Below are 23,571 nucleotides of genomic sequence, written 5' to 3' on the forward strand. Positions count from 1 at the left end.
CTCAGACCTCGCTCATCTCCATCAAGTCTTCGACGTCAGCCGGCCGATCAACCGCGGGCCGCTCCAGGTCCATCTCCACGAGGGATGCCGATATAGCGCGCACGTCGACCTGGCCGGTCACCACGTCTGCGACGAGGCAGGCCCTGAACTCTGCGAGCAAGGCGACCTCACGCTCCGCACGCACGATTGCTGCGTCGATACGCCGCGTATCGACCCTGATCTCCTCGACGATGGCTTGTTGCTCATTCAACGACGGAACCAGGACTTCGAGGTTCTTGACCTCGTCTAGGCCCAGCCCCTGTTTCGTTCCGCCGTATTCGCTGCCGCGGAACTGGACTTGGCTCGGCAGACTCTTCATCGCGTAGCCAAGGAACTCCGCGTTCACTACGTCGTGACGAGGCCTCACCAGAGCTACGTGTTGGTTGATGTACGCCTCCTCGTCCCAGTCCTGAGGAACCAGCGCGACATTGCCGGTCAAGGCGCCCGTGATGCAGATGAGGATGTCGCGGCCCTCGACCCTCGTCCGCAGCCCCTCGGTCATCGATGACGGCAGAGCAACCCGCTGCACTTCGCCGAGCTTCAGGTCCAGCTGCCGCCCGAGGTTGCCGCTCTGGAGGAACATGGGCCCGTCCTCGGAGTAGTACTCAGCCCAGCCGCGAGAGCCCGACGTCACGAAGGATGTCAATGTGCGGCACCGCCGCCATTGCCATCCCACCGGTATTGAGTCCAGCCAAGGCGAAGAGGAGGCGGCTCTCTCGGACATTTCGCGGCCAAGGACAAGGGTGTCGACCGCTTGTGCCCGAGACTCGAGCAGCAGCGCAATGAGGCGACGCTTGGCGGCGATGGCCTTGTCGATGCGGGCGTTGGCGTGGGCGAGGTACTTGACGATGGCTGCCTGCTCATCGGCCGGAGGGACCGGCAGCATCTGAGTTGCGAAGGTGTCGAATCGGAAGTCGGTCGATCGCTCTCTGATGCCACGTGACAGAGCCTGGATCCACATGCTCCGAGCCATCTCACGAACGACGGCCGCGTAGTAGTGCGGGTTGGCGTCCCCACGTGGGACGCAGACGCTGTAGACAGGGGTGGCCTTCCCGTCACTGTCAGACACGCCAGCGGCTCCAGCGAACGCATCCATGGCGTGAATGACGAGGTCGCCATTCCGAATCCCCTGGTAGCCAATCTCCTTCAAGGATTCGGTAAAGCCCGTCGTCCGACGCCGACTGCGCAGGGTGACAACGCCGTCCCGAAAACAGGTCACGACGCCGTCGTCGGCTCTCGGTTCACGCTCGACTTTGGCGAACAGCGACTTCGCCCGCCGAACGGCCCAGTGAGCAGGCAACTCTGGCGCCCAAGCGATAGGACTGGATGCGCTCTGCCCATAAGGCCGCAACTTGGCGAACATCAGGCACCGCCCTGCGCAACAGCGAGTAGGTCGTCGGGGTTCCATACCTGCTTGGCAATCGCGCGGTAGAGCTTGCCGCGCTCGATGACATCGGCGGCCTTGAACTCGTCGTAGGCCTTGAAGGGTAGGGCGCTCACCTTGGTGAAAGCGATGAAGCCTGGGTTCTTATCGTAGGTGAGCGCGTTGAGACTAGCTGCGAGGAGGTTCTGGCCGAAGTAGTGCGGGCGCTTCTTCTCGTACGGGTCGTCGTTGTAGCTGGCATTGAACTGTTTTGGCAGCAGGAGCAGGTCGCCGATCCGGTTCCGGTGGCGGGCGAAGTCGGCCTCGTGGCTGAACTCGTCGGTATGCCGCTCGGGGTGATCGGCCCAGATGTGCTCGACCTCGTACTTCACCTTGGCGGCGTTGGTGAGCTCGATGTAGTTCGAGGCCTGCCCGGACGAGACCGTGATGAAGTCGGTCATCCGCGCCAAGATCTTGTGTAGTTGGCCGCGGTTCTGCTGGTGGACGTAGAGGTCGTCATTGCTATCGAAGGTCTCCGCGACACCCATCAGGTAGCCGTGGAGCGTCTTGGCGAGGTCGGGGACGTCGAGCCCGCGAATGTCGCGCATGACCGTGAACATGGCGTACTGCATGGTTGAGTAGTCAGTGGCTCGGAAGTTCCAGATGCGCCACGCCAGCAGGATGTCGGCGAAGCGGCCGACCAACTCGAGCTTCCGATCGATCGTCGCCGGATCGTCGGCAACTCGCAGTGGCGCGAGGAGCAATTGGTCCTGGAGCGTGAAGCGGTGGTCGGCGTTGTAGCGGATGAACCGCAGGGGGCTGCCTGAGTCGAAGGCGCCCTGGGCGGCGTCGATGGTCCTTTCGTACTGCCGGCTGTAAAAGTCGAAGTCGATCGTGACGAAGTCGTAGTACGCCTGGCGGGTGGTGAGGCCTACGCGCTCGTAGTCGCCGCGGAGCCAGCGATGGAACTCGGTGCCGATGCGGTCCCAGTCCTCGGGGCGGGCGTCCTTCTTGCGTTCACGGATCTTGGTGGAGTACTGGCTCCGGAGCCAGGTCTTGAGAAAGTCCGAGCTCGCCTCCTCAGCCTTCTCGGCGAGCTCTCGGAGCCGCTTGCGCCATAGGTCGTTGGCCTTGGTGCGCGGGGTGCCGTCCTCGATGTTGGCGAGCAGGTAGCCCTTGAGCATGTCGGCGGGCGTGAGCTTGAGGCCGCGGTCGTTCATGGTCTCGAAGATCGCGTAGGCGTCGTCGTCGGCGTACGCGGTGATCTGAACGAGCTGCACGCGGTCCTTCAGCCAGTCGACGAAGAAGGGCAATGCCGCCTCACGAAGCTCGTTCGGGAAGAGCCCGTCGAGCTCCTCGTAGCGAGCGACGAGTGTGTGGACCGACTCGGGGTCATCTGGCTTCGGTTCGTAGCCGCCGTCCTCGAAGAGGGCGCTCATGCAGTCGTTGCGATCGGCCACGTCGAGGTTGAAGGACTTCTCGCCGAACTTCTCCGAGAAGATCAGCGGGTCGACGTCGACCTTGTCGGATCGGTCCTGCTGCAGTCGCCGAAGGAACGTAAGGAGCAGGGTCAGGCTGGTCAGCCGCTGCTGACCGTCAACGACGAACGGCTCGCTGCCCTTCTGCGAGATGATGATGGAACCGAGGTAGTAGCCCGGGTACTTCGCGACGTCCTTGCGCGCGTGGTCAGGCTCGTAGAGGTCCAGGAACTTCGTCGTGAGGTCGGCGACAAGCTCCGCGATCTGCTTCGACTCCCACTTGTACTCCCGCTGGTAGTAGTCGATGGAGTACTTCTGGTTGGCGAGGACGCCGGCCACCGTTTTCGCGACGCCGTCGATGCTCCGCTCTACGTCGCTCACTGGCCGCCTCCTGCGATCTCGGCGATGAGGTCTTCGGTCTCCGCTTCGAGCGCTCGGATGTCCGCCTGGATCTCGGCAAGCGTCCGCATGGACGCGCGCTTGTAGAAGTGCCGGGTGAACGAGATCTCGTAGCCGATCTTGGTCTTAGTCTCGTCAATCCACGCGTCCGACGCATACGGGAGAACCTCCCGCCGGAAGAAGGCCTCGATGCCGTCGGCGTACTCGCCTGAGGGCTCATTCAGGGGCACCTGCTCGGAGTCGCGCAGGTCGGTGTCGGGCTCGTACTGGACGACACGGGTCTTGCCGTCGACGACGGTCTCGAAGAGACCGTGCAGCGGGTCCGGTTTGGCCGAGAGCGGCAGGACCTTCTTGATGATGGCCGGCGCGTTCTCGTCGCGCTTGCCTTCCTCCTTGAGCTTCTTGATCTCGGCCGCCCTGTAGACGCGCCCCTCATCGGAACCGACGACGCGCAGCGGTCGCTCGACGACGATCTTGGAGTAGCCAAAGTCGCGGTTGTTGAAGATCTTCGAGTGATCCGGGTCGTCGGCGTCATCGAAGGCCATGAAGGTCTTCAGCACACGGTCGATGTCACTAGGAGTGAGCTCGACGCCCTTGTCACCGAGGTTCTTTCGCAGTGGGGTGAACCAACCGGTGGCGTCAATAAGCTGCACCTTGCCCTTGCGACGCTCCTCCTTGCGGTTGCTGAGCACCCAAACGTAAGTGGCGATGCCGGTGTTGTAGAACATCTTGAGCGGCAGGGCGACGATCGCCTCCAGCCAGTCGTTCTCGATCACCCAGCGACGGATGTTGCTCTCGCCCTGGCCCGCATCCCCAGTGAAGAGCGAGGACCCGTTGTGGACCTCAGCGATCCGGCTGCCGAGCGCTGTGTTGTGCTTCATCTTGGAGATCAGGTTCGCCAGGAACATCATCTGGCCATCGCTGCTGCGGGTCACTAGAGAGAACTCCGGGTCGCCGGCGTGCTCAACTATGAACCGCGCGTCCCGGATGTTCTTGGCGCCGCCCATGCGCTCCTGGTCGGTCTTCCAGCTCTTACCATAGGGCGGGTTCGACAGCATGAAGTCGAACTCGCGACTGGCGAACGCGTCATTCGAAAGAGTCGACCACTGCGGGCCACCGACGACATTATCCGCCGCCTCCCCTTCCCCCTTGAGGATCAGGTCGGCCTTGGCGATGGCGTAGGTCTCGGCGTTGATCTCCTGGCCGAAGAGGTGGGTCTTGACCTTGTGGCCGCGCTCTGCGGTGAGTTGCTGAAGCGTCTCCTCGGCGACGGTGAGCATGCCGCCAGTGCCCATAGCGCCGTCGTAGAGCAAGTAGCTACCGGACTGGATCTGGTCGGCGATCGGCTCAAACATCAGTCGAGTCATCAGCCGGACGGCGTCGCGCGGGGTCCAGTGCTCGCCGGCCTCCTCGTTGTTCTCCTCATTGAACCGGCGTACGAGCTCCTCGAAGACGGTGCCCATGCCGTGGTTGTCCAGACCACGAGGTGTGAGATCGAGGCCCGGGTCGAGGAACTTCTCGATGAGCGTGCCGAGCGCGTCGGCCTTCGTCAGCCGGGGGATCTGGTTGCGGAACTCGAAGTTGTCGAGGATCTCCTGCACGTTCGGGGAAAAGCCGTCGAGGTAGGCCTCGAAGTCGAGCTTGAACCGTGCGGCGCTGCTGATCGAGCGCAGGTCGCGCAGCGTGAAGCCGGATGTGTTGTAGAAGTCCTGGCCGGCGGCCTGGCGCAGCGCAGCGTCCTTGTTCACGATGCCGGCGGCGGTGAGCGCCTTGTTGGTCTCCGCAACGTTATCGCGGGTCGGCTCCAGCACGCTGTCGAGCCGACGGAGAACGGTGAAGGGGAGGATGACGTCTCGGTACTTGCCACGAACATACAAGTCACGCAAGACGTCATCGGCGATGGCCCAGATCAGGGATACAATCCGGCCGTGACTCGTGCTGTTCAAAAGGCTCCTTACATATCTCGGTCACGCGTCTCGCGGGCAGCTCCGGCGTCACAGAACCCTAGCTGGCGACGACGTCGTCGTCAGTGTTTGGACAGACTGTGCTAATCATCGCAAATCCGCATCGGCGGTTATGTTACTCGCCGCCAAGACGCCTTCGAATTTCATGCGACCATCTACGCGGTCTTGAAGTACGTGGACGCAAACACCGAGGTCCGCTCACGTGACCCGGCGCTGCGGCTGCAGCGCCGGGTGGCTTACGGAGCTTGCTGAAAGACGGTCATGACCACCCGCTCGTCTCCCCGCTCGCGCGCAATCACGCCGCGCACGTGCGAGTCACCCATCGAGCAACGTCCGTCCTGCAGGCTGCAGCAGATGAGTAGACAGCGACGACACTGAGCACGACTACCGAGGGTCTGAATATGGCCCGTCCCAGCACGCGGATCGTGACGATCGCCAAGCGCTCTTGAGACCAATGGGGTGCGAGGTTGTCAAGACCGGGGAGTCCGCGTCCGGCCGTAGGGCAGCCAGCGCTGGTCCGCTTCTCGACCTCCTCGAAACAGTAGAACGGCGGCTTCCAATACGTCCACGTCGACTCCATCGCCGCGACCGTCACACCGCACTCGACCAACCAGCCCCGCATCACCCGCAGCGACCCAATCGCAGTCTTAAACGTCCTCGTCTGCGACGAACGGCTCTCCTGCCGCCGACCCCGAACCCGCACGCAAACGGTGACCGACGCCTTGCCCACATCCAAGCCCGCCACCCGCTCGAACAACACCTCCATCGAGCACTCCCTCCGGCCTTGACTCCGACCCGCGACACCCGCGGCCGCGCGCCATCCGGAGGGCTCTCTGCCAGGACACAGACCCACGTGCTCGCAGCAACAATCCACCGGCACCCGAAGACCCCGCGCCTTACACATCTACGGGCTCACCCGCACCAGTGTGACTCGACGTCGCCGGACGGCACGCCCCGATTCTCATCCACCGCCGCAGCGACGAAGTCGCAAGCCGTTACACATCTGGCACCCGAGGAGTTTCACCAATCTGCAACGAGTAATCCGATACTTCTGCGGGCTGCACGTTGAGTAGGCATGGACGACTTGCAGCCCCCGTTCGGGCACGATCTGACCACCCGCCAACACGTCTGTGAGCACTGCGGCGACGCCTTCACCGCAGCCAGATCTGACCAACGCTTCTGCTCGGATCGGTGCCGCCTCCGTCACTGGCGAAGCCGCCGACAGGTACGGTCGGCGGAGGCAATTGAGGCCGAACACGTGGCCGTGCTGCTCGCGGAGGTCGGCCGTTTGCAGCGCCAAGTCAGTGAGCTTCAGCGCGCCAATGCAACACTCCGCGAAGCCCTGAACCGCGCACAAACGCGCCTGATATCGGCTCGAGACCCGTACCGCCGGTGGGATCGGATGTAGCCGCACGGCGAGTATCGGTGTTCGAGATGCGGCGCACGCGGAGCTCGGCGATACCGCCCTAGCTCACCAACCGGTCCGCGACAGATGCACCGGCTCGGTTGGCGCTGAGAGGTGTCAGCGCCAACCGCGCCGGCTCAGATCCTCGACCGTGATCCGTGAGGAGATCCGGCGGCGAGGCTCTGATGGAGGGCGGAACGGGCGCGGAGTGCAGGGGTCATTGAGGAGGGAACCCCTCTCAGCACACCCGCCCCGCCTGTTTGGGAACCTCGGACAGCAGGACTTCGATGTGGCTGGCGAGGAGGTGCTGGCGAAGCTCGATCGGATTTCCGGCCGCCGCGAGATGGAGAAGGTTCGGCAGGATCAGGACGCCCTCGTCGACCTCCATGACGGTAGTGAGCGCCTTGTGCAGCTCTTCTGGCGCAGTCTCCAGCTCATCGATGAAGATAGCGACAAGCGCACAATCGTTCACTCCGGCGCAATCGACAATCGCTCGCCGACGCGCCGCGATCTCGCGGTCGCTCATCAGGAAATGCTTCTTGAAGTACCCGAAGGCGACTCGCATCTGTCTGTAACCCCGTTGGTGTTCACTGGCTGATCTGGCTGTTGCTCGGTACGGACAAGCGTCCAGCAGACCGCACAGCACGCACCATGGACTGCCACTGACGCAGCCCTGAACTTCCGCCGAACCTGCACGGCGGGGTTCAAGTGGAGCGGCACCTTGGACAGTGCGAAACTGAGGCCGTGATGGTCCAGGCCTGGTCCGGCCGCGAAGTACGGGCGCTGCGCGAGTCGCAGCGCCTGAGCATTCGCGAGTTCGCCCAACGGATCGGTGTGAGCGAGCGCATGGTCTCCCGATGGGAAGCCGGCGGAGCCAACATCCGCCCGAGACCGATCAATCAAGAAGGTCTGGACACGCTCCTTGCGGCAGCGACCGATGACGAAAGGTCGCGCTTCGCGGCGCGGCTGGAAGCGTTCCCGAGTCCAGAACCGACGTCGGAGCCGGAGGCCATTCGAACCGGGCCCACTCCCCCGCCTTCCGCAGCTCTGCGTCTGCAGCCACATGCGGCCACCGCAGCCTTGCCGAAGCGCAATGACGGGCCAGACGTACTCGCGATGCAGGCCTTCCGGTCCGCTGACCGGCAGGTGGGTGGCGGCCACCTGTACACCGCCGTGGTCAAGTACCTGCACACACAGGTAGGCCCGCGGCTGTTCGGCGGCAACCTCGTGGTCGAAGACCCAGCTGTCTTCACAGCCGCTGCAGGGCTGACCGAGATGGCCGGCTGGATGGCTCACGACGCAGGCCGCGACGACCGCGCGTACAGCCACTTCCTGCGCGCCTTCCACCTCTCCAAAGCCGGCCAGGACCGCCAACTCGGCGTCCACATACTCGCCAGTCTCAGCCACCTCGCGCACCATCGAGTCGACCCGCACGGCGCCGTTCGCTTCGCCCAAGCCGGCCAAGATGCGCTCGCCGAAGGCCCTCGGAATCCCGAGTTGGCTGCTCGTCTTCTGGCAATGAAAGCCAGGGGACGAGCCGCCCTTGGAGACGATCGGGAGACCCGCGTACTTCTGGGACAGGCTGAAGCTGCGCTCGGCGGACTCCACGAAGGGGCGCCGTCCGATTGGGTCAGCCACTTCGACCGTGGAAGCCTCGCAAGCGAGGCGGCGCGATGCATGCGTCAGCTCGGGAAGCCGGCGGAGGCGCAGGAGCACGCGCAGCTGATCCTCGAACTCCGCCCGTCCAGTCGCACACGCAGCCACGCGTTCGGACAGCTCTTCCTGATCGCTTCCCTGATTGAACAAGGCGAGGCTGAAGAGGCGTGCCGCGTCACGCGTGACGTCATCAATTCAACCCAATCGCTCGGCTCCCAGCTCGTCGTTCAGCAGCTGAGGGACATCCACGATCAACTGTCGCCGTACGCCGACTTGCCAACAGTGAGCGAAACGAGACAGCTCCTCGCGGACACCCTGCGCCAACGAGTCTGGCTCCAGCTGTGGATCAGCTCAGACGCATTCGAAGCTCAGGCGACACCACGGTGACCGCCGACGAACCGCTCTACCGACGCGACCCCGAGGCCTGGCGAAAACACCTGGCCGAGGGCAACGCCAAACAAGCCCGCAAGCGCGTCGGCGCAGACGCAATCATCCGCGATGAGCAAGACCGAATCCTTCTCGTCGACCCCGATTACAAGCCCGACTGGGACCTCCCGGGCGGCATGATCGAGGCCAACGAGCCACCGATCAACGGCCTCATCCGAGAGCTGCGAGAAGAGCTCAACCTCGAACTGGTGCCGAACCGGCTCGCGCTTGCCTGCATCGATTGGGTGTCGCCCCACGGCCCCTGGGACGACTCGTTGATGTTCGTCTTCGACGCCGGACAACTGCCAGCCGAGCAGATTGCGCGGCTGGAACCCGACCGCGACGAGTTGCGGCGGTACGGCTTCCTCGAACTAGAGCAGGCCCAACAACGCCTCCGCCCGTACGTCTGGCTCCGCCTGGACGCCGCGCTTAAGGCCGCCGAATCGCAGACGGTGGCATACCTTCACGATGGCCATCCAGCCTGAGGGAACTATCGCCAGTCCAACGCCGGGTCGATCGATCTCCGGAGGTGACAGGGATGCAAGTTCGAGCATGGAACAACGGCGCACACCATCGGTCCGGTGCCGGATACGGGCTAAAGATTCGCATCGCGGACCGCGACGGCCTCTTCGATCCGGAATGGACCGACATTCTGTTGACGGTTCCGGGCGAAGGTGAAGTCACAGTCTCGCTGTCTGCCTCGTTCTGGCGGACGTGCAGTGAACTCCGAAGCGCCGCGCTCGGACGCTGGCTTCTCCGGACCGGCCAGGCCCCGTGGCCGCAAGGTACGCCGCCCACGCTTCGCCTGATCCACATCAGCGACAACCGGTTCGCTGTCGAGGCGGACACGACGCACAGACTGACTCATAGGTAGCCCGTGGTCTAAACGCGCGACTCGCTCTCGCGAGAAATGCTCATCCACGCGTCCGAGGGCGCGCGGCTCGTCGGCGGCGCGGTAGACAGAGCGCTGCAGCCGCCCGACATCGGCCGTCATCGCACCAATCTCCGATGCGTACGGCCGCCGCCACCAATATCCCGACGGGCACTCACCGTCAGCTGCCGAGCGCAGTTGGTCGCCAGCCGCTGAGGAAGGCAGCAGGTCGTCGACTGCATCGACGGTCTGCTGTGCCCATCGATCCAGCGAAGTCGTCCGACCTCACACGTTGAACTGCCGCACATCGACTACGACGGAGGTGCGGTGCGGTGGCTTATGTGAAGGATCTGTGGACTCGGCCGGTGGAGCAGGCTGACGGGAGTGTGGCGCGGGTTCGGAATGAGCGGTGGGGAAAGGGGAAGCGGTGGTTGGCGGGGTGGGTGGATCCGGAGGGGCGGGGGCGGACGAAGGCGTTCAGTACCAAGGGGCCGGCTGAGCGGCATGCCAACGCTATGGAGACGGATCGGGAGCGTGGGGAGTACATCGATCCGGAGGCTGGGAAGGTTCGGTTTGGGGAGATTGCGGACCGGTGGTTGGCTTCGCGGGTGGTGGATCCAGCATCGCTGATCAGGTATGAGTCGTCGCTGAGGTTGCATGTGGATCCGGTGTTCGGGCGTCGACAGCTGCGGACGATCAAGCCGTCGGAGATCGCGTCATGGGTTGCCGACCTGGACGCGCGGTTCGGTCCGTCGACCGCGCGTACGGCGTACCTCGTCCTGCATGGAACGCTCGAGATCGCGGTCGATGACGAAGCAATCAAGAAGAACCCAGCCAAGGGGCGAGCAGTCAAGGTGCCCGCAGAGAAGAGCGGGAGAACGGTCGCGCGGAGCGACGAGGTAGTCCTTCGGATCGTCGAAGGGCACGCACCTGTGTACCGGCCGATCGCGTCCGTGGGTGCGGCGTGTGGTTTGCGGCAGGGCGAGCTCTTCGGATTGGCAGAGGAGGACATCGACTTCGACGAGATGGTCATTCACGTCCGGCGACAGGTGAAGAAGCTCGGGCGCGAGTTCGTGTTTGCTTTGCCGAAGAACGACACCGAGCGAACGGTTCCGATGTCGGAGGGGACCGCGCTCGTCCTGAGGGAGCACATCGATGCTCACAAGCCACGCCCGTACAGCTTGCCTTGGGAGAAGACGGACGGCGAGCCGCGGATTGTGAAACTCATGTTCCGGTGGACCGATGACAAGCACATTCGGGCTCGGACGTACGACGAGTTGGTCTGGAAGCCGGCGCTGTACTTCGCGGGTGTGATCGCCGAGCCGAAGACAGACCGGCGTGGTCGGCGGCAGTACGTCTCCAGCCGGGAGAACGGGATGCACGCGCTGCGGCACTACTACGCGAGCATCACCCTCGCTGACGGTGTCAACATCAAGGAGCTGGCGGAGTACCTGGGCCACAGCAATCCCGGGTTCACACTGAGGCTCTACACCCACATGCTTCCGTCATCGCACGAGCGGGCGCGGAAGGCCGTAGATGGCCGACTGGCTGCTGTCTTCTCACTCAAATCTCACGGAGCAGTCACGGAGCAGGCCGCCGTACACTCCCCCACTATCTCTTGGGAGGCGGACGGCGGCCTGTACCCGGAAGACCCTGGAATCAGCCTTTGACCTGCGGAAACACCTAGCGGATGCGCATCCCCGAGATGGCGCGGGCGATGACTAGGCGCTGGATTTCGGAGGTGCCTTCGAAGATGGTGTAGATCTTGGCGTCTCGGTGCATGCGTTCTACTGGGTATTCGCGGGTGTAGCCGTTGCCGCCGAGGATTTGGATGGCTTGTTCGGTGACGTGGACGGCTACTTCGCCGGCTTTGAGTTTGGCCATGGAGCCTTCGCCGTGGCGGTAGTCGGGGGTTTCGCCGCGCATGAGGGCGGCGGACATGTTGGCGGCGCGCCAGACCAGGAGGCGGGCGGCGTCGATTTCCAGGGCCATGTCGGCGAGTTTGAAGGCGATGCCCTGGTTGTCGACGATGGGGCGGCCGAACTGTTCGCGGGTCTTGGCGTAGTCGAGGGCGACCTCGTACGCGGCGCGGGCGATGCCGACGGCCTGAGCGCCGACGATGTGGCGGGTGATTTCGAACGTGGCCATCGAGGCGTTGCGCCCGGCCGCGGCGGAGGATCCTGAGCCGGCGGCGGCGCGGGCCTCGTGGGCGCGGGCGATGCGGGCGTCCAACTTCTCCTTGCCGCCGAGGACGTTCCCGGCGGGGATGCGGACGTTGTCGAAGAAGACGTCCGCGGTGTGGGAGGCGCGCAGGCCGTGCTTCCGCAATTTCGTGCCCTGTTCCAGGCCGCGGACCTCGGACTTGGGTACGACGAACGCGGCCTGGCCCTTGGTACCCAGTGACGGGTCGACGGTGGCGACGACGACGTGGATGTCGGCGATGCCGCCGTTCGTGGCCCACGCCTTCTGCCCGTTGATGACCCACTCGTTGGAACGCTCGTCGAAGACGGCCCGCGTACGGATCGCGGACACGTCCGACCCAGCTCCCGGCTCCGAAGAGCAGAACGCGGCCACGCGTACGTCGTCGGGCGTCCCGTAGCAGCGGCCCATCCACTGGCTCCACTGCTCCGGCGTGCCGTTGGAGAAGATCGCGGACGAGGCCAGGCCGGTGCCCTTCAGCGACATCGCGATGCCGGCGTCGCCCCAGAACAGTTCCTCGTGGACGAGCGGCATCAGCAGGCCGCTCGGGTCGACGAAGAGGTTGACGTTCGTGTCCAGGCCGTAGATGCCGACCTTGGCGGCCTCCTGGATGATCGGCCACGGCGTTTCCTCGCGCTCGTCCCACTCGGCCGCGGCGGGCCGGATGACCTCGGCGGCGAACGTGTGGGCCCAGTCGCGGATCTCGCGCTGCTCGTCGTTGATCGCCAGCGAGAACGTGTTCCACTCGGGCTTGGAGCGCTCGGCGCCGAGCTCGCCGGCCAGCGCCATCACGTCTGCGGACACCACAGGGTCGCTCATCAACCATCCTCACGAATCCGGGAAGTTACCGACGAGTGTAACTGTCGTTTGCACCAACGGGTACCACTGTGGCTAAGATCGACGTATGAGCTCCGCGCTGCTCGCGATCGGACGCCGCCGGACCACGGCGGAGCGTCGTCGCGACCGGGAGCGGGACATCATCCGCGCCACCCGCGAGCTGTTCGACGAGCGCGGCACGATCGACGCTCAGATCGACGATATCGCCAAGCGGGTCGGGATCAACAAGGCCCTCATCTACCGGCACTTCGCCGGCAAGGAAGAGCTGTTCGCGCTCACGCTGGTCGACTATCTCCACGAGCTCGACGACTTGCTGGAGCAGAACGACAGTCCGCGGAGAGCGCCGCTCAACCGGCTCAAGGCGCTCAGCGAGACGTTCGTCGACTTCTGCCTCGACTACCCGGCGTTCACCGACTGCGCGATGAGCCTCTTGCGCAGGACCGGCGAGGAACTGTTCGGCGAGATCACCGAGCCGGTGATGATCAAGCTCGGTACGGCGATGGCGGCCGCGCTGGACCGGATCGCCAAGGTCCTGACGGCCGGCCAGCGTGCGGGCGTCTTCGACGAGGTCGACACCGCCTACCTGGCGAACCACCTCTACACCCAGACGCTCGGATCGTTGCACATGGCAAGAGTCGGGCTGATCGTGTCGGGCAGCCAACCGGGGCATCCGGTGGTGCATCATGCCGATGTCGGCACCGTCCGGTCGACGGCGATCACCGCCACGCTCGCCACCGCGGTCGGCCGCAAGGCCCTGAATCAGAAGACAGCAGCCAAGAAACCCACCACCCGCTCCGCCAGAGCAGGAGAGACATCGTGACCGAGACCCGCAAGGTGGCTGTCGTCGCCGGCAACCGGATTCCCTTCGCCCGGCAGGACAAGACCTACCGGCACGCCTCCAACTCCGACATGCTCACCGCCGCGCTGAACGGTCTCGTCGACCGCGCCGGCCTGGGCGGCCAGGAGGTCGGTGAGGTCGTCGCCGGCGCGGTCCTCAAGCACGCCCGCGACTGGAACATGGTGCGCGAGGTGGTCCTCGGGTCCAAGCTCGCCCCGACCACCCCGGCGTACGACATCCAGCAGGCCTGCGGCACCGGGCTGGAGGCGGCGATCCTGGTCGGCAACAAGATCGCGCTCGGCCAGATCGACGCCGGCATCGCGGGCGGCGTCGACACCGCGTCCGACGCGCCGGTCGCGGTCAACGACCGGCTGCGCAACATCCTGCTCGACCTGAACCGCGCGAAGACGTACCCGGACCGCCTGAAGGTGCTGGCCCGGGTCCGCCCGAAGGACGTCGTACCGGAGATCCCCCGCAACGCCGAGCCGCGGACCCGCAAGTCGATGGGCGAGCACGCGGCGCTGACCGCGCTGGAGTGGGGCATCAGCCGCGAGGCGCAGGACGAGCTGGCCTACCGCTCGCATGTAAATCTCGCGAAGTCGTACGACCGTGGCTTCCAGGACGACCTGATCACGCCGTACCTGGGCCTCGAGAAGGACCAGAACCTGCGACCCGACACCACGCTCGAGAAGCTGGCCAAGCTGAAGCCCGTGTTCGGCAAGGGCGAGACCGCGACGATGACGGCCGGCAACTCGACGCCGCTCACGGACGGCGCCTCGACAGTTCTGTTGAGCACCGACGAGTGGGCGGAGCAGCACGGGCTGCGTCCGCTCGCGTACCTGACCCACTCCCAGACCGCCGCGGTCGACTACGTGAAGGGCGCCGAGGGTCTGCTGATGGCCCCCGCGTACGCCGTACCGCGGATGCTGCAGCGCGCCGGGCTCACGCTGCAGGACTTCGACTACTACGAGATCCACGAGGCGTTCGCGTCGCAGGTGTTGTCCACCCTGAAGGCGTGGGAGGATCCGATCTTCTGCAAGGAGCGGCTCGGCCTGGACGCGCCGCTCGGGGAGATCGACCGGGACAAGCTGAACGTGAACGGCAGCTCGCTCGCCGCGGGCCATCCGTTCGCGGCGACCGGCGGGCGGATCGTCGCCGCGCTGGCCAAGCAACTGGACGAGAACGGTGGCGGCCGCGGGTTGATCTCGATCTGCGCCGCGGGCGGCCAGGGTGTCGTCGCCATCCTCGAGAAGTAGGAGCTGAGATGACGGATCGCTACCAGACCTTCACCCGGACGCCGCTCGGCAAGACGCTGGTGAAGAACCTGGGTCTGCCCGACCCGCTGCCGCTGCCCCGCTGGACCGAGGGCGCACCGGTGATCGACGGGCCGGTCGTCTTCGGCGCGATCGGCGAGACCGACGCCGGCAAGGCGGTCCAGGCGCTGCTGCGCGACATCGGCGCCGCGTTCAGTACGGCGACCGAGGGCGTCGCGTCGAGCGAGATCCGGCCGAAGGCGCTCGTCTTCGACGCGACCGGAGCTGCCTCGACCGCGGACCTGACCAGCCTGCAGCGCTTCTTCTCCCCGCTCGTCCGCCAGCTGGCCCCGGCCGGCCGGGTCATCGTCGTCGGCCGTACGCCGGAGCTCGCGAGTTCCGCCGAGCAGCAGGTCGCGCAGCGCGCTCTCGAAGGCTTCACGCGGAGCCTGGCCAAGGAGGTCAAGCGCGGTGCCACGGTCAACCTCGTGTACGTCGCCCCGGACGCGCACGAGCAGCTCGACTCGACGCTCCGCTTCTTCCTCTCCCCCAAGTCGGCGTACGTCGACGGCCAGGTCGCGCGGATCGGCACCGGTCCCCTGGTCAGCAACGACCCGACCCGGCCCCTGAGCGGCCGGGTCGCCCTCGTCACCGGCGCGGCTCGGGGCATCGGCGCGAGTATCGCCGGCACCCTGGCCCGCGACGGTGCGACCGTGATCGGCGTCGACGTACCGCAGAACGCGGACCCGCTGCGCAAGGTGATCTCCCGGATCGGCGGCACCGAGCTGCTCCTCGACGTCACCGCGGTCGACGCGGCGCAGCGGATCGCGGCGCACGCGCAGGAGCAGCACGGCGGTCTCGACATCGTCGTCCACAACGCGGGCATCACCCGGGACCGGCGGCTCGTCAACATGCGCACCGACGCCTGGGACGCCGTACTCGACGTGAACCTCCGGGCGCCGGAGCGGATCACCAAGCACCTGGTGGATTCCGGGGCGCTGCGCGACGGCGGCTCGATCATCGGGGTGTCGTCGATGGCCGGGATCGCCGGCAACAACGGCCAGACGAACTACGCGACCTCGAAGGCCGGCGTGATCGGTCTGGTGCAGGCGCTGGCGCCGGTGCTCGCGGAGCGGCAGATCCGGATCAACGCCGTCGCGCCCGGGTTCATCGAGACCGAGATGACCGCGAAGATCCCGTTCGCGATCCGCGAGGTCGGGCGGCGGATCAACTCGCTGCAGCAGGGCGGCCTGCCGATCGATGTGGCCGAGACGATCGCCTGGTTCGCGGATCCGGCCTCGGCCGGCGTGACCGGCAACGTCGTCCGGGTCTGCGGCCAGAGCATGCTGGGCGCCTGACATGCCGATCCGACGGTACGACGACTCCCCCGGCCTCGGCTCGCTGTACGCGCGGACCGTCAAGGCCACCCTGCGGCGCGCCGACTACGAGCCGGACGAGGACGGGCTGACGCTCGAGCTGCCCCGGTCCGCGATCGACCAGGACCATCTCCAGGCCTACCGGGAGGTCACCGGCTTCCAGGCGGGGCCCGCGCTGCCCCCGACGTACCCGCACGTGCTCGCGTTCCCGCTGCACCTGGACCTGATGTCGGACCCGTCGTTCCCGTACAAGCCAATGGGGATCGTGCACCTGTCCAACACGATCACGCAGAAGCGGCCGATCCCGCTGCACGCCGAGCCGGCGATCCGCGTGCACAGTACGCCGGAGCGCCCGCACCCCAAGGGCACCGTCTTCGACGTGATCAGCGAGGTCTTCGTCGGCAACGAGCTGGTGTGGAGCGATCTCACCACGCTGCTCAGCCGCTCGTCCGGGACGCCCGACGCGCACGCCGACCTGCTGCCCGACCCGGTGCTGAGCCCGACCGCGTGGTGGGACCTGCGCGGCAACCTCGGCCGCCGGTACGCCTCAGCGTCCGGCGACCGGAACCCGATCCACCTGTTCAAGCTGACCGCTCAGGCGTTCGGGTTCCCGCGCCAGATCGCCCACGGCATGTGGGCCAAGGCCGCCGCGCTGGCGTCGATCCAGCGGGCCGGCGAGCTGCCGGACGCCTTCACGGTCCGCGTGGACTTCCGTAAGCCGTTGCTGCTCCCGTCCCGCGTCGGGTTCGGCCACCAGCAGACCGGCAAGACGATCGACTTCGCGCTCTACGACGAGTCGCACGACGTGACCCACCTGATCGGTCAGCTGCAGGAGAGCTGATCTCCAGGCCATAACCACCGCGCCCTCGCGGCGCGGGCACGCTCACGCCGGCTCCGAACGATCGATTGCGAGGGCCTGGGGATCGGCTTCTGCCCTGACCCGGTCGAGAACCTCGCCGATCGGGGCGGGATCCCAACGGTTGCCGTCGCGCTCCCGGACTGCCAGCGCACCGGCCGCGGCCTCGCGGGCGCCGATGACCGCGGCGTACGGCGCCAGCCGGTTCTCGCGGATGCGGGCGCCCAGACTGCCCTCGTCGGCGTGCGCGACCTCCACCCGCAAGCCCCGGTCCGACGCCCGCCGCGCGACCTCGACGGCGAGCTTCTCCTCGTCGTCGGAGATCGGCAGGACGACGAGCTGGACCGGCGCCAGCCACGCCGGGAACGCACCGCCGTGCACCTCGATCAGCTGCGCCATCGCGCGCTCGATGCTGCCCACGATCGCCCGGTGCACCATCACCGGCCGGTGCTTGTTGCCGTCGGCACCGATGTACTCGAGGCCGAACGCGGCCGGCTGGTGGAAGTCGATCTGGACGGTCGACAGACTGAACTCCCGGCCGGCCGAATCCTCCATCTGGATGTCGATCTTCGGCCCGTAGAACGCCGCGTCCCCCGGCGCGTCCTCGAACGCGACGCCTGCGTTCTTCAGCACCTCACGCAGGATCTCGGCAGCCTCGGCCCAGCTGGCCGCGTCACCGACGTACTTGCTCGACGGGCTGTTGAACTCCGCATCGACAGCCGGCAGCGCGAGCACGTAGCGCGAGGCGCTGATGCCCATGTCCGCGTACGCCTGGTTGATCAGGTCCAGCGCCGAGGCGGCCTCGGAGGCGACCTGGTCGAGCCGGCAGAAGATGTGCGCGTCGTTCAGCTGCATCGCGCGGACCCGGCTGAGGCCGCCGATCGCGCCCGACAACTCGGCGCGGTACTGGCCGCCCAGTTCGGACATCCGCAGTGGCAGTTCGCGGTACGAGTGCGAGCGGGAGCGGAACATCAGGGCGTGGTGCGGGCAGATGCTCGGCCGCAGGACGAGTTCCTCACCGCCCATCTCCATCGGCGGATACATGTCGTCGTGGTACTTCGCCCAGTGCCCGGAGATCTCGTACAGCTCCTTCTTGGCGAGCACCGGCGAGTACACCTGCTGATAGCCGGCTCTTCGCTCGACCTCGGCGATGTAGCTCTCCAGCGCGCGGCGTACCGCGGCGCCCGCGGGTAGCCAGTAGGGCAGGCCCGCACCGATCAGCGGGTCGGAGTCGAACAGGCCGAGTTCGCGGCCGACTTTGCGGTGGTCAAACATGGTGGTCTCCTCGTCTGAGAAGGGGCGAGCGACCACGGGAACGACGAAGCCCCGGGGCACTCGCCCCGGGGCTTCGGTCGACAGTCAGGTGTCAGCGCGCCGGGACAAACTCCGGCGTCGTCGTCACTACTGCGCGCTTGAACACGTGTCTACGTTAGCAGATCGGAGTCGAGACCGACGGGACGAATGAGTCCCTCCTGCGCGACCGAGGCGACGAGGTTGCCGTGCTCGGTGTACAGCCGGCCGGTGGCGAACCCTCGAGCTCCGGACGCCGACGGCGAGGACTGGTCGTACAGAAGCCACTCGTCGGCGCGGAACGGGCGGTGGAACCAGAGCGCGTGGTCGAGCGAAGCGGGCTGGACGCGGCGGTCGCCGATCACGATGCCGTGCGGGAGCAGACTCGCGCCGAGCAGCGTCAGGTCGCTGGCGTAGGCCAGTACGCAAGCGTGCAGCGCCGGGTCGTCGGGAAGCTTGCCGGCGGCACGGATCCAGAACTGGCGGCCGGTGACGCCGGCCAGCCGTACGTCGAGCGCCGCCCACTCACGATCCCAGTCGGCGGCCGGGCGGCCCGACTGCGCTTCCAGGACGGTCGCAAGCCGCGGCGCCTCCTCCGGCGGTACGGCGTCGTCGGGCATCGGGTCCTGGTGGTCCAGGCCGGGCTCCGGCCGCTGGAACGACGCGGACATGTAGAAGATCGGCTTCCCGTGCTGCGACGCCACCACCCGGCGGCTGCTGAACGAGCCGCCGTCGCGCGTCGGCTCCGCTCGGTACACGATCGGTACCGACGTGTCACCGGCGCGCAGGAAGTACCCGTGCAGCGAGTGCACGACGCGCTCGGGGTCGACGGACCGCGCGGCCGCCGCGAGCGCCTGGCCGAGCACCTGTCCGCCGAACACCCGCTGCATCGAGGTCTGCGGCTGACGACCACGGAACAGGTCGACGTCGATCTTCTCCAGGTCGAGCAGCTCGACCAGATCCTCCAACGACTCAGGCATGCCTCATCCTGACAGCCTCAGGCCCCGCACACCGCCGTACCTGCTGTGGAAACCATCACGTCCGTCCCGCCGCGCGCTCCCATTTGCCTGGCGGACCAGGCAAATGTGGGGTTTGTCAGCCTGAACAGCGGTGACAAACCCAGCATTTGGCTGGTGTACCAGGCAAATGCCGAGGGTGGCCGGGCGTGTCCGCCGTGCGGGCAGTGGGTGGGCGGGTGGTGCGGCGTTAGTCGTTGTCGTCGCGGTTCAGCTCGGCGAGGAACTGCTCGACCTCGGCGCCGAGCTCGTCGGCGGACGGGGTGGAGTCGGCGAGCAGGCTCTTGCGGCTGAGTGAGCCCTCGGCCGCGTCGTACTGCGTCTCGAGCGCCTTGACGACCGCGCTGGCGTCCTCGGAAGCCTCGACCTGCTCGTCGACCAGCCGGCCGGTGACGGCGGCCTCGTCGAGCAGGGCCTTACTAGGGAGCAGCAGGCCGGTCGCGGCGGAGATCGCGTGCACGAGCGCGAGCGCGGCGCCCGGGAAGCGGTTCTCGGCCAGGTAGTGCGGCACGTGGACGGCGAAGCCCATCGCGTCCTTGCCGGCCTCGCCCAGGCGGACCTGCAGCATCGTCCCGGCGCTCGCGGGCAGCCGCATCTCGCCGTCCCAGATGTTCGACCGGGTGACCAGCTCGGGCCGCGTCGCGTGCGCGGTCAGGCCGAGCGGCCGGGTGTGCGGCACACCCATCGGAATGCCGTGTACGCCGATCGTGAGCGTCACGTTGAACAGCTCGATGAGCTGGCGCATCGCCCCGGCGAACCGGTCCCAGTGGTTGTCCGGCTCGGCGCCCTCGAGCAGCAGGAAATCGACCCCCGCGTCGTCGGTCACCAGGTGCAGGTTCAGGTGCGGCGGGTCGTAGTCGGTGAACCGGTCCTCGGCGAACGTCACCTCGGGCCGCCGGGCCCGGTAGTCGTGCAGCAGGTCGACGTCGAACCGCGCGAGCAACCGGTGGTCCAGCACCTCGAGCAGGTGGTCCGCGGTCACGCGGCCGGCCTGGCCGGCGTCCATGAACCCGTCCAGCGAGTGCACCAGCACCTTCGGCGTCGCCGCCGGGCCGGTCGCCACCGACTCGTCGACGATCTCGTAGAGGTCGTCCGGTCGCAGCATCGTCGTCTCCTTCATCATGGCCGAGAGGTAGTTCTACCTTGACCAACGCCGCGACGTCGCGCGGTAATTCCGGCCGCCGGAAAGATTCAGGATGTTCCAAGACTCGGCGGTCGGCGAGACAGCTGCGGAAAGCGCTTGCTAAGTTGTCGTCGTGAGCCGCGAACCAGATTCCGCCCTGACCGTCATGCTGGCGATGAACGACGCCAGCCGGGACCGCGTCCTCGTACCGCGGGTCCGGCAGCGCCTCGACGCGATCGCCACCGTGCTGCCGGTCGGCCCCGGGACCAGCTTTCTCGCCGACCCCGCCGTCCGGGCGGCGCTCCCGGACGTCGACGTGCTGCTCACCGGCTGGGGCTGCCCGCGGATCGGCCCGGAGGTGCTCGACGCGGCGCCGAAGCTGCAGGCGATCCTGCACGCGGCCGGCTCCGTCAAGGCGATCGTCGACCCGTCCGCGTTCGACCGCGGCATCCAGGTCTCGTCGGCGGCCACCGCGAACGCACAGCCGGTCGCCGAGTTCACGGTCGCCGCGATCGTGCTGGCCGGGAAGCGGGCGTTCCGGCTCGCGGCGCAGTACCGGTTGGAGCGGCGCAAGGCGGACCCGCACGGGATGCCGGGCAGCTACGGGACGACGGTCGGCCTGCTGGGGGCGTCCCGGATCGCGAAGATGGTCGCGGAGCGGTTGCGCGGGTTCGACCTCGAGGTGCTGATCAGCGATCCGTACCTGACCGTGGACGACGCCGCAGCGCTGGGCGCGGAGCTGGTCGACAACGACACGCTTTTCCGGCGCAGCGACATCCTCAGCGTGCACGCTCCGCTGCTCCCGGAGACCGTCGGCCTGGTGGACGCGCGCCTGCTCGGGCTGCTCAAGGACGGCTCCTCGCTGATCAACACCGCCCGCGGCAAGATCATTGACTCCGAGGCGCTGATCCGTGAGTGCGCGACCGGCCGGATCGACGCGATCCTCGACGTCACCGACCCCGAGCCGCTGCCGCCGGACTCGCCGCTGCTCGACCTCCCGAACGTCTTCGTCACCCCGCACGTCGCCGGTGCCGTCGGCAACGAGATCGCCCGGCTCGGCGAGCTCGCCGTCGGCGAACTCGAACGCCTCGCGACCGGCCGGCCGCTCGAACACGCCATCAGCCCCTCCGAACTCGGGAGACTCGCATGACTGCGTCATTGCCGCGCCTCCGGCGCGGCGGGCCATCGGGCTGTCACTCCCGGTCTTCCCTCGTCGCTCCAGTCGCTTCGCTCCCTACGCTCCTCAGTCCAGACCGGGAGGCCCGATGACCAGCCTGATCCTGCCCGACACCGACCGCGAGCTGTCGCGCCAGACCGGATGGGTGCGGGCGCACTGGGAGGCGCTCGCCGATCACCTGCTCGACTCGCTCGTGCCGTACTTCTCCCCCGGCGCTTCCCTGGTCGAGCTGCCCGGCCGGCCGAGCCGGTCCGGTACGGCGTCGGACGCGCTGGAAGGTTTCGCGCGGTCGTTCATGCTCGCCGCGTTCCGGATCGCCGGCGTCCAGGGCAAGGGCTGTGAGCAGCTGATCGAGCGCTACGCGCGCGGCGTCACGAACGGCGCGAACCCGGACCACCCGGAGGCGTGGCTGCGGCTGACCCCTAGGTCGCAGCAGATGGTCGAGGCCGCGGCGATCGCGGTGTCGCTGCACGAAACCCGCGAGTGGATCTGGGACCGGCTCGACACCCGCGCGCAGGAACACGTGGCGGAGTGGCTCGGCGGGTTCAACAACTCGACGACGCACGACAACAACTGGCGGCTGTTCCAGGTCGTCAGTGAGCAGTTCCTCGCGTCCGTCGGCGCGCCCTTCGAGCAGAGCGACATCGACGCCGGCCTCGACCGGATCGAGGACTGGTACGTCGGCAACGGGTGGTACTCCGACGGCGACGGACAGAACTTCGACAACTACATCGGCTGGGCGATGCACCTGTACCCGGGCCTGTGGGCGCGGATGGCCGCCGCCACACCGGGAGCGCAGTACGAGGACCGGCTGAAGCTCTACAAGGAGCGGATCAAGCTCTTCCTGGACGACGCCGTCCACCTGGTCGGCAACGACGGCGCCCCGATCTACCAGGGCCGGTCGCTGACGTACCGGATGGCGGCCGCGGCGCCGTACTGGATGGGCGCGCTGCTCGACTCGACGCCGTTGACGCCGGGCGAGACGCGGCGGCTGTGCTCCGGGATCGCGCGGCACTTCGTGCAGCACGGCGTGCCGGACGAGCGCGGCGTGCTGACGCTGGGGTGGTACGACACGTTCCTGCCGACCACGCAGCAGTACTCAGGACCTGGCTCGCCGTACTGGGCCTCGAAGGGGTTCGTCGGGCTGATCCTGCCGCCGGAGCACCCGGTCTGGTCGGACCCGGAGGACTCCGTCCCGCTCGACGACGCGGACCAGTTGAAGGCGATGCCGGAGCCGGGCTGGATCCTGCACGGGAGCCGCCACGACCAGGTGGTGCAACTGGTCAACCACGGCGCCGACCACGCGCCGGTGGCGGAGCCGGATGGCGTGGAGCCGGCGGGTGACCCGCACTACAACCGGCTGGCGTACGCGAACCACGCGGGGCCGGACCTGTCCGATCACGAGCCGCACGTCGACAACCTGATCTCGCTGGTCTCACCCGACGGGACGGCCAGCGGTCGCGGGCGGATCCGGCGGCTCGGCGTCGACGGGCGGACGGCGTCGTCGTGGCACAACGCCTGGCTCGGCTCCGAGGGACCGTGGGCGATCGAGATCACGTCCGTGGTGCGCAGCGGCTGGGAGATCAGGTGTGCGCTGGTCGAGGGTCCGGCCGGGGCGCTCGTGCGCAGCGGCGGCTTCGCGGTCGCCGGCGAGTCTTTGCCAGCGGCAACGGTCAGCGACGTGGCCGCGGCGGCGCGGAACGCCGACGGCCTGGTGTCCGCGGTGGTCGGCCTGCACGGGTACGACGAGGCGGGCGTGCACCGCGGGCTCGGGGTGAACCCGTTCGGGGCGCACTCGGCGACGCCGTACCTGACCGCACCGCATCGCGGCGAGCCGCTGGTGCTGGTGAACGCCGTGCTGCTGACCCGGGACGCGTTGCGGCCGGAAGCGCTTGCCGAGGGCATCGATGTGATCGTCGACGGGACGACGGTGCGGATCGGCCTGCCCGGAGGTGTCGTGGAGGTCGTCGAGCTGGGACGGAATCGCGCCGGTTAGGTCAGGCTC

18 protein-coding genes are annotated in these 23,571 nt (G+C 67.2%); 10 read left to right on the forward strand and 8 right to left on the reverse strand.

Annotated features, from left to right (window positions below; all coding sequences use genetic code 11):
• Position 1: 1 nt before the first annotated feature.
• From AB0I12_RS14015 to AB0I12_RS14025, 3 genes are read right to left on the reverse strand one after another with little or no spacing between them, the layout of a single operon-like run.
• A complete protein-coding gene (locus AB0I12_RS14015) occupies positions 2–1,402 on the reverse strand; it encodes a restriction endonuclease subunit S (RefSeq protein WP_359929049.1) in 1,401 nt (466 codons plus the stop codon).
• Positions 1,402–3,261 carry a DUF262 domain-containing protein gene (locus AB0I12_RS14020; protein ID WP_359929050.1) on the reverse strand — a complete coding sequence of 620 codons (1,860 nt, stop codon included), beginning with the start codon at positions 3,259–3,261 and terminating at the stop codon, positions 1,402–1,404. The genes AB0I12_RS14015 and AB0I12_RS14020 overlap by 1 nt, the downstream gene beginning before the upstream one ends.
• Entirely contained in the window at positions 3,258–5,225 is a 1,968-nt protein-coding gene (locus tag AB0I12_RS14025) for a class I SAM-dependent DNA methyltransferase (protein ID WP_359929052.1), read from the reverse strand. The genes AB0I12_RS14020 and AB0I12_RS14025 overlap by 4 nt, the downstream gene beginning before the upstream one ends.
• A gap of 1,093 nt (positions 5,226–6,318) precedes the next feature.
• Between AB0I12_RS14025 and AB0I12_RS14030 the strand changes: the two genes are divergently transcribed.
• The gene (locus AB0I12_RS14030; protein WP_359929054.1) at positions 6,319–6,651 is read left to right on the forward strand and encodes a DUF2116 family Zn-ribbon domain-containing protein; all 333 of its coding nucleotides are present in this window, start codon (positions 6,319–6,321) and stop codon (positions 6,649–6,651) included.
• 235 nt (positions 6,652–6,886) lie between these two features.
• Here the strand turns inward: AB0I12_RS14030 and AB0I12_RS14035 are convergent, their stop codons facing one another.
• Positions 6,887–7,174 (reverse strand): hypothetical protein, encoded by a 288-nt coding sequence (locus AB0I12_RS14035; protein ID WP_359929055.1) that lies wholly within the window; start codon positions 7,172–7,174, stop codon positions 6,887–6,889.
• Between the two features lie 221 nt (positions 7,175–7,395).
• Here AB0I12_RS14035 and AB0I12_RS14040 point away from each other — a divergent pair, with 221 nt between their 5' ends.
• The 3 genes from AB0I12_RS14040 to AB0I12_RS14050 all read left to right on the forward strand — a co-directional run bounded on the left by AB0I12_RS14040 (position 7,396) and on the right by AB0I12_RS14050 (position 11,271).
• Positions 7,396–8,691, forward strand: coding sequence for a helix-turn-helix transcriptional regulator (locus AB0I12_RS14040; protein ID WP_359929760.1), 1,296 nt, complete (start codon positions 7,396–7,398; stop codon positions 8,689–8,691).
• Positions 8,688–9,215 carry an NUDIX hydrolase gene (locus tag AB0I12_RS14045; protein WP_359929056.1) on the forward strand — a complete coding sequence of 176 codons (528 nt, stop codon included), beginning with the start codon at positions 8,688–8,690 and terminating at the stop codon, positions 9,213–9,215. Before AB0I12_RS14040 ends, AB0I12_RS14045 begins: the two co-directional genes overlap by 4 nt.
• A 718-nt stretch (positions 9,216–9,933) precedes the next feature.
• On the forward strand, positions 9,934–11,271 hold the full coding sequence (locus AB0I12_RS14050) for a site-specific integrase (RefSeq protein ID WP_359929058.1): 1,338 nt from the start codon (positions 9,934–9,936) through the stop codon (positions 11,269–11,271).
• 13 nt (positions 11,272–11,284) lie between these two features.
• Here the strand turns inward: AB0I12_RS14050 and AB0I12_RS14055 are convergent, their stop codons facing one another.
• Positions 11,285–12,619, reverse strand: coding sequence for an acyl-CoA dehydrogenase family protein (locus AB0I12_RS14055; RefSeq protein WP_359929060.1), 1,335 nt, complete (start codon positions 12,617–12,619; stop codon positions 11,285–11,287).
• Positions 12,620–12,704: 85 nt separating this feature from the next.
• On the opposite strand from AB0I12_RS14055, the gene AB0I12_RS14060 reads away from it, so the two are divergent.
• The 4 genes from AB0I12_RS14060 to AB0I12_RS14075 are packed head-to-tail and all read left to right on the forward strand — an operon-like array spanning position 12,705 to position 16,945.
• On the forward strand, positions 12,705–13,457 hold the full coding sequence (locus tag AB0I12_RS14060) for a TetR/AcrR family transcriptional regulator (protein ID WP_359929061.1): 753 nt from the start codon (positions 12,705–12,707) through the stop codon (positions 13,455–13,457).
• Entirely contained in the window at positions 13,454–14,731 is a 1,278-nt protein-coding gene (locus AB0I12_RS14065; protein ID WP_359929063.1) for an acetyl-CoA C-acetyltransferase, read from the forward strand. Before AB0I12_RS14060 ends, AB0I12_RS14065 begins: the two co-directional genes overlap by 4 nt.
• An 8-nt stretch (positions 14,732–14,739) precedes the next feature.
• Positions 14,740–16,086 carry a 3-oxoacyl-ACP reductase gene (locus AB0I12_RS14070; protein WP_359929065.1) on the forward strand — a complete coding sequence of 449 codons (1,347 nt, stop codon included), beginning with the start codon at positions 14,740–14,742 and terminating at the stop codon, positions 16,084–16,086.
• Between the two features lies 1 nt (position 16,087).
• Positions 16,088–16,945: a MaoC/PaaZ C-terminal domain-containing protein gene (locus tag AB0I12_RS14075; RefSeq protein WP_359929066.1), complete on the forward strand. Its 858-nt coding sequence runs from the start codon at positions 16,088–16,090 to the stop codon at positions 16,943–16,945.
• Between the two features lie 42 nt (positions 16,946–16,987).
• On the opposite strand, the gene thrS is transcribed toward AB0I12_RS14075, so the two are convergent.
• The 3 genes from thrS to AB0I12_RS14090 all read right to left on the reverse strand — a co-directional run bounded on the left by thrS (position 16,988) and on the right by AB0I12_RS14090 (position 20,371).
• Positions 16,988–18,295, reverse strand: a complete 1,308-nt coding sequence (gene thrS / locus AB0I12_RS14080; protein ID WP_359929068.1) for a threonine--tRNA ligase — start codon at positions 18,293–18,295, stop codon at positions 16,988–16,990.
• Between the two features lie 89 nt (positions 18,296–18,384).
• Positions 18,385–19,230, reverse strand: coding sequence for an acyl-CoA thioesterase II (locus tag AB0I12_RS14085; protein ID WP_359929070.1), 846 nt, complete (start codon positions 19,228–19,230; stop codon positions 18,385–18,387).
• Positions 19,231–19,456: 226 nt separating this feature from the next.
• Entirely contained in the window at positions 19,457–20,371 is a 915-nt protein-coding gene (locus AB0I12_RS14090) for a PAC2 family protein (RefSeq protein ID WP_359929071.1), read from the reverse strand.
• A 151-nt stretch (positions 20,372–20,522) separates the two neighbouring features.
• Here AB0I12_RS14090 and AB0I12_RS14095 point away from each other — a divergent pair, with 151 nt between their 5' ends.
• Together AB0I12_RS14095 and AB0I12_RS14100 are read left to right on the forward strand one after the other, a co-directional pair.
• Positions 20,523–21,539, forward strand: coding sequence for a hydroxyacid dehydrogenase (locus tag AB0I12_RS14095; protein WP_359929073.1), 1,017 nt, complete (start codon positions 20,523–20,525; stop codon positions 21,537–21,539).
• A gap of 115 nt (positions 21,540–21,654) precedes the next feature.
• On the forward strand, positions 21,655–23,562 hold the full coding sequence (locus AB0I12_RS14100; RefSeq protein WP_359929075.1) for a DUF2264 domain-containing protein: 1,908 nt from the start codon (positions 21,655–21,657) through the stop codon (positions 23,560–23,562).
• Positions 23,563–23,571: the final 9 nt, after the last annotated feature.

This window comes from Kribbella sp. NPDC050459 (assembly GCF_040655315.1).
Taxonomy (GTDB): domain Bacteria; phylum Actinomycetota; class Actinomycetes; order Propionibacteriales; family Kribbellaceae; genus Kribbella.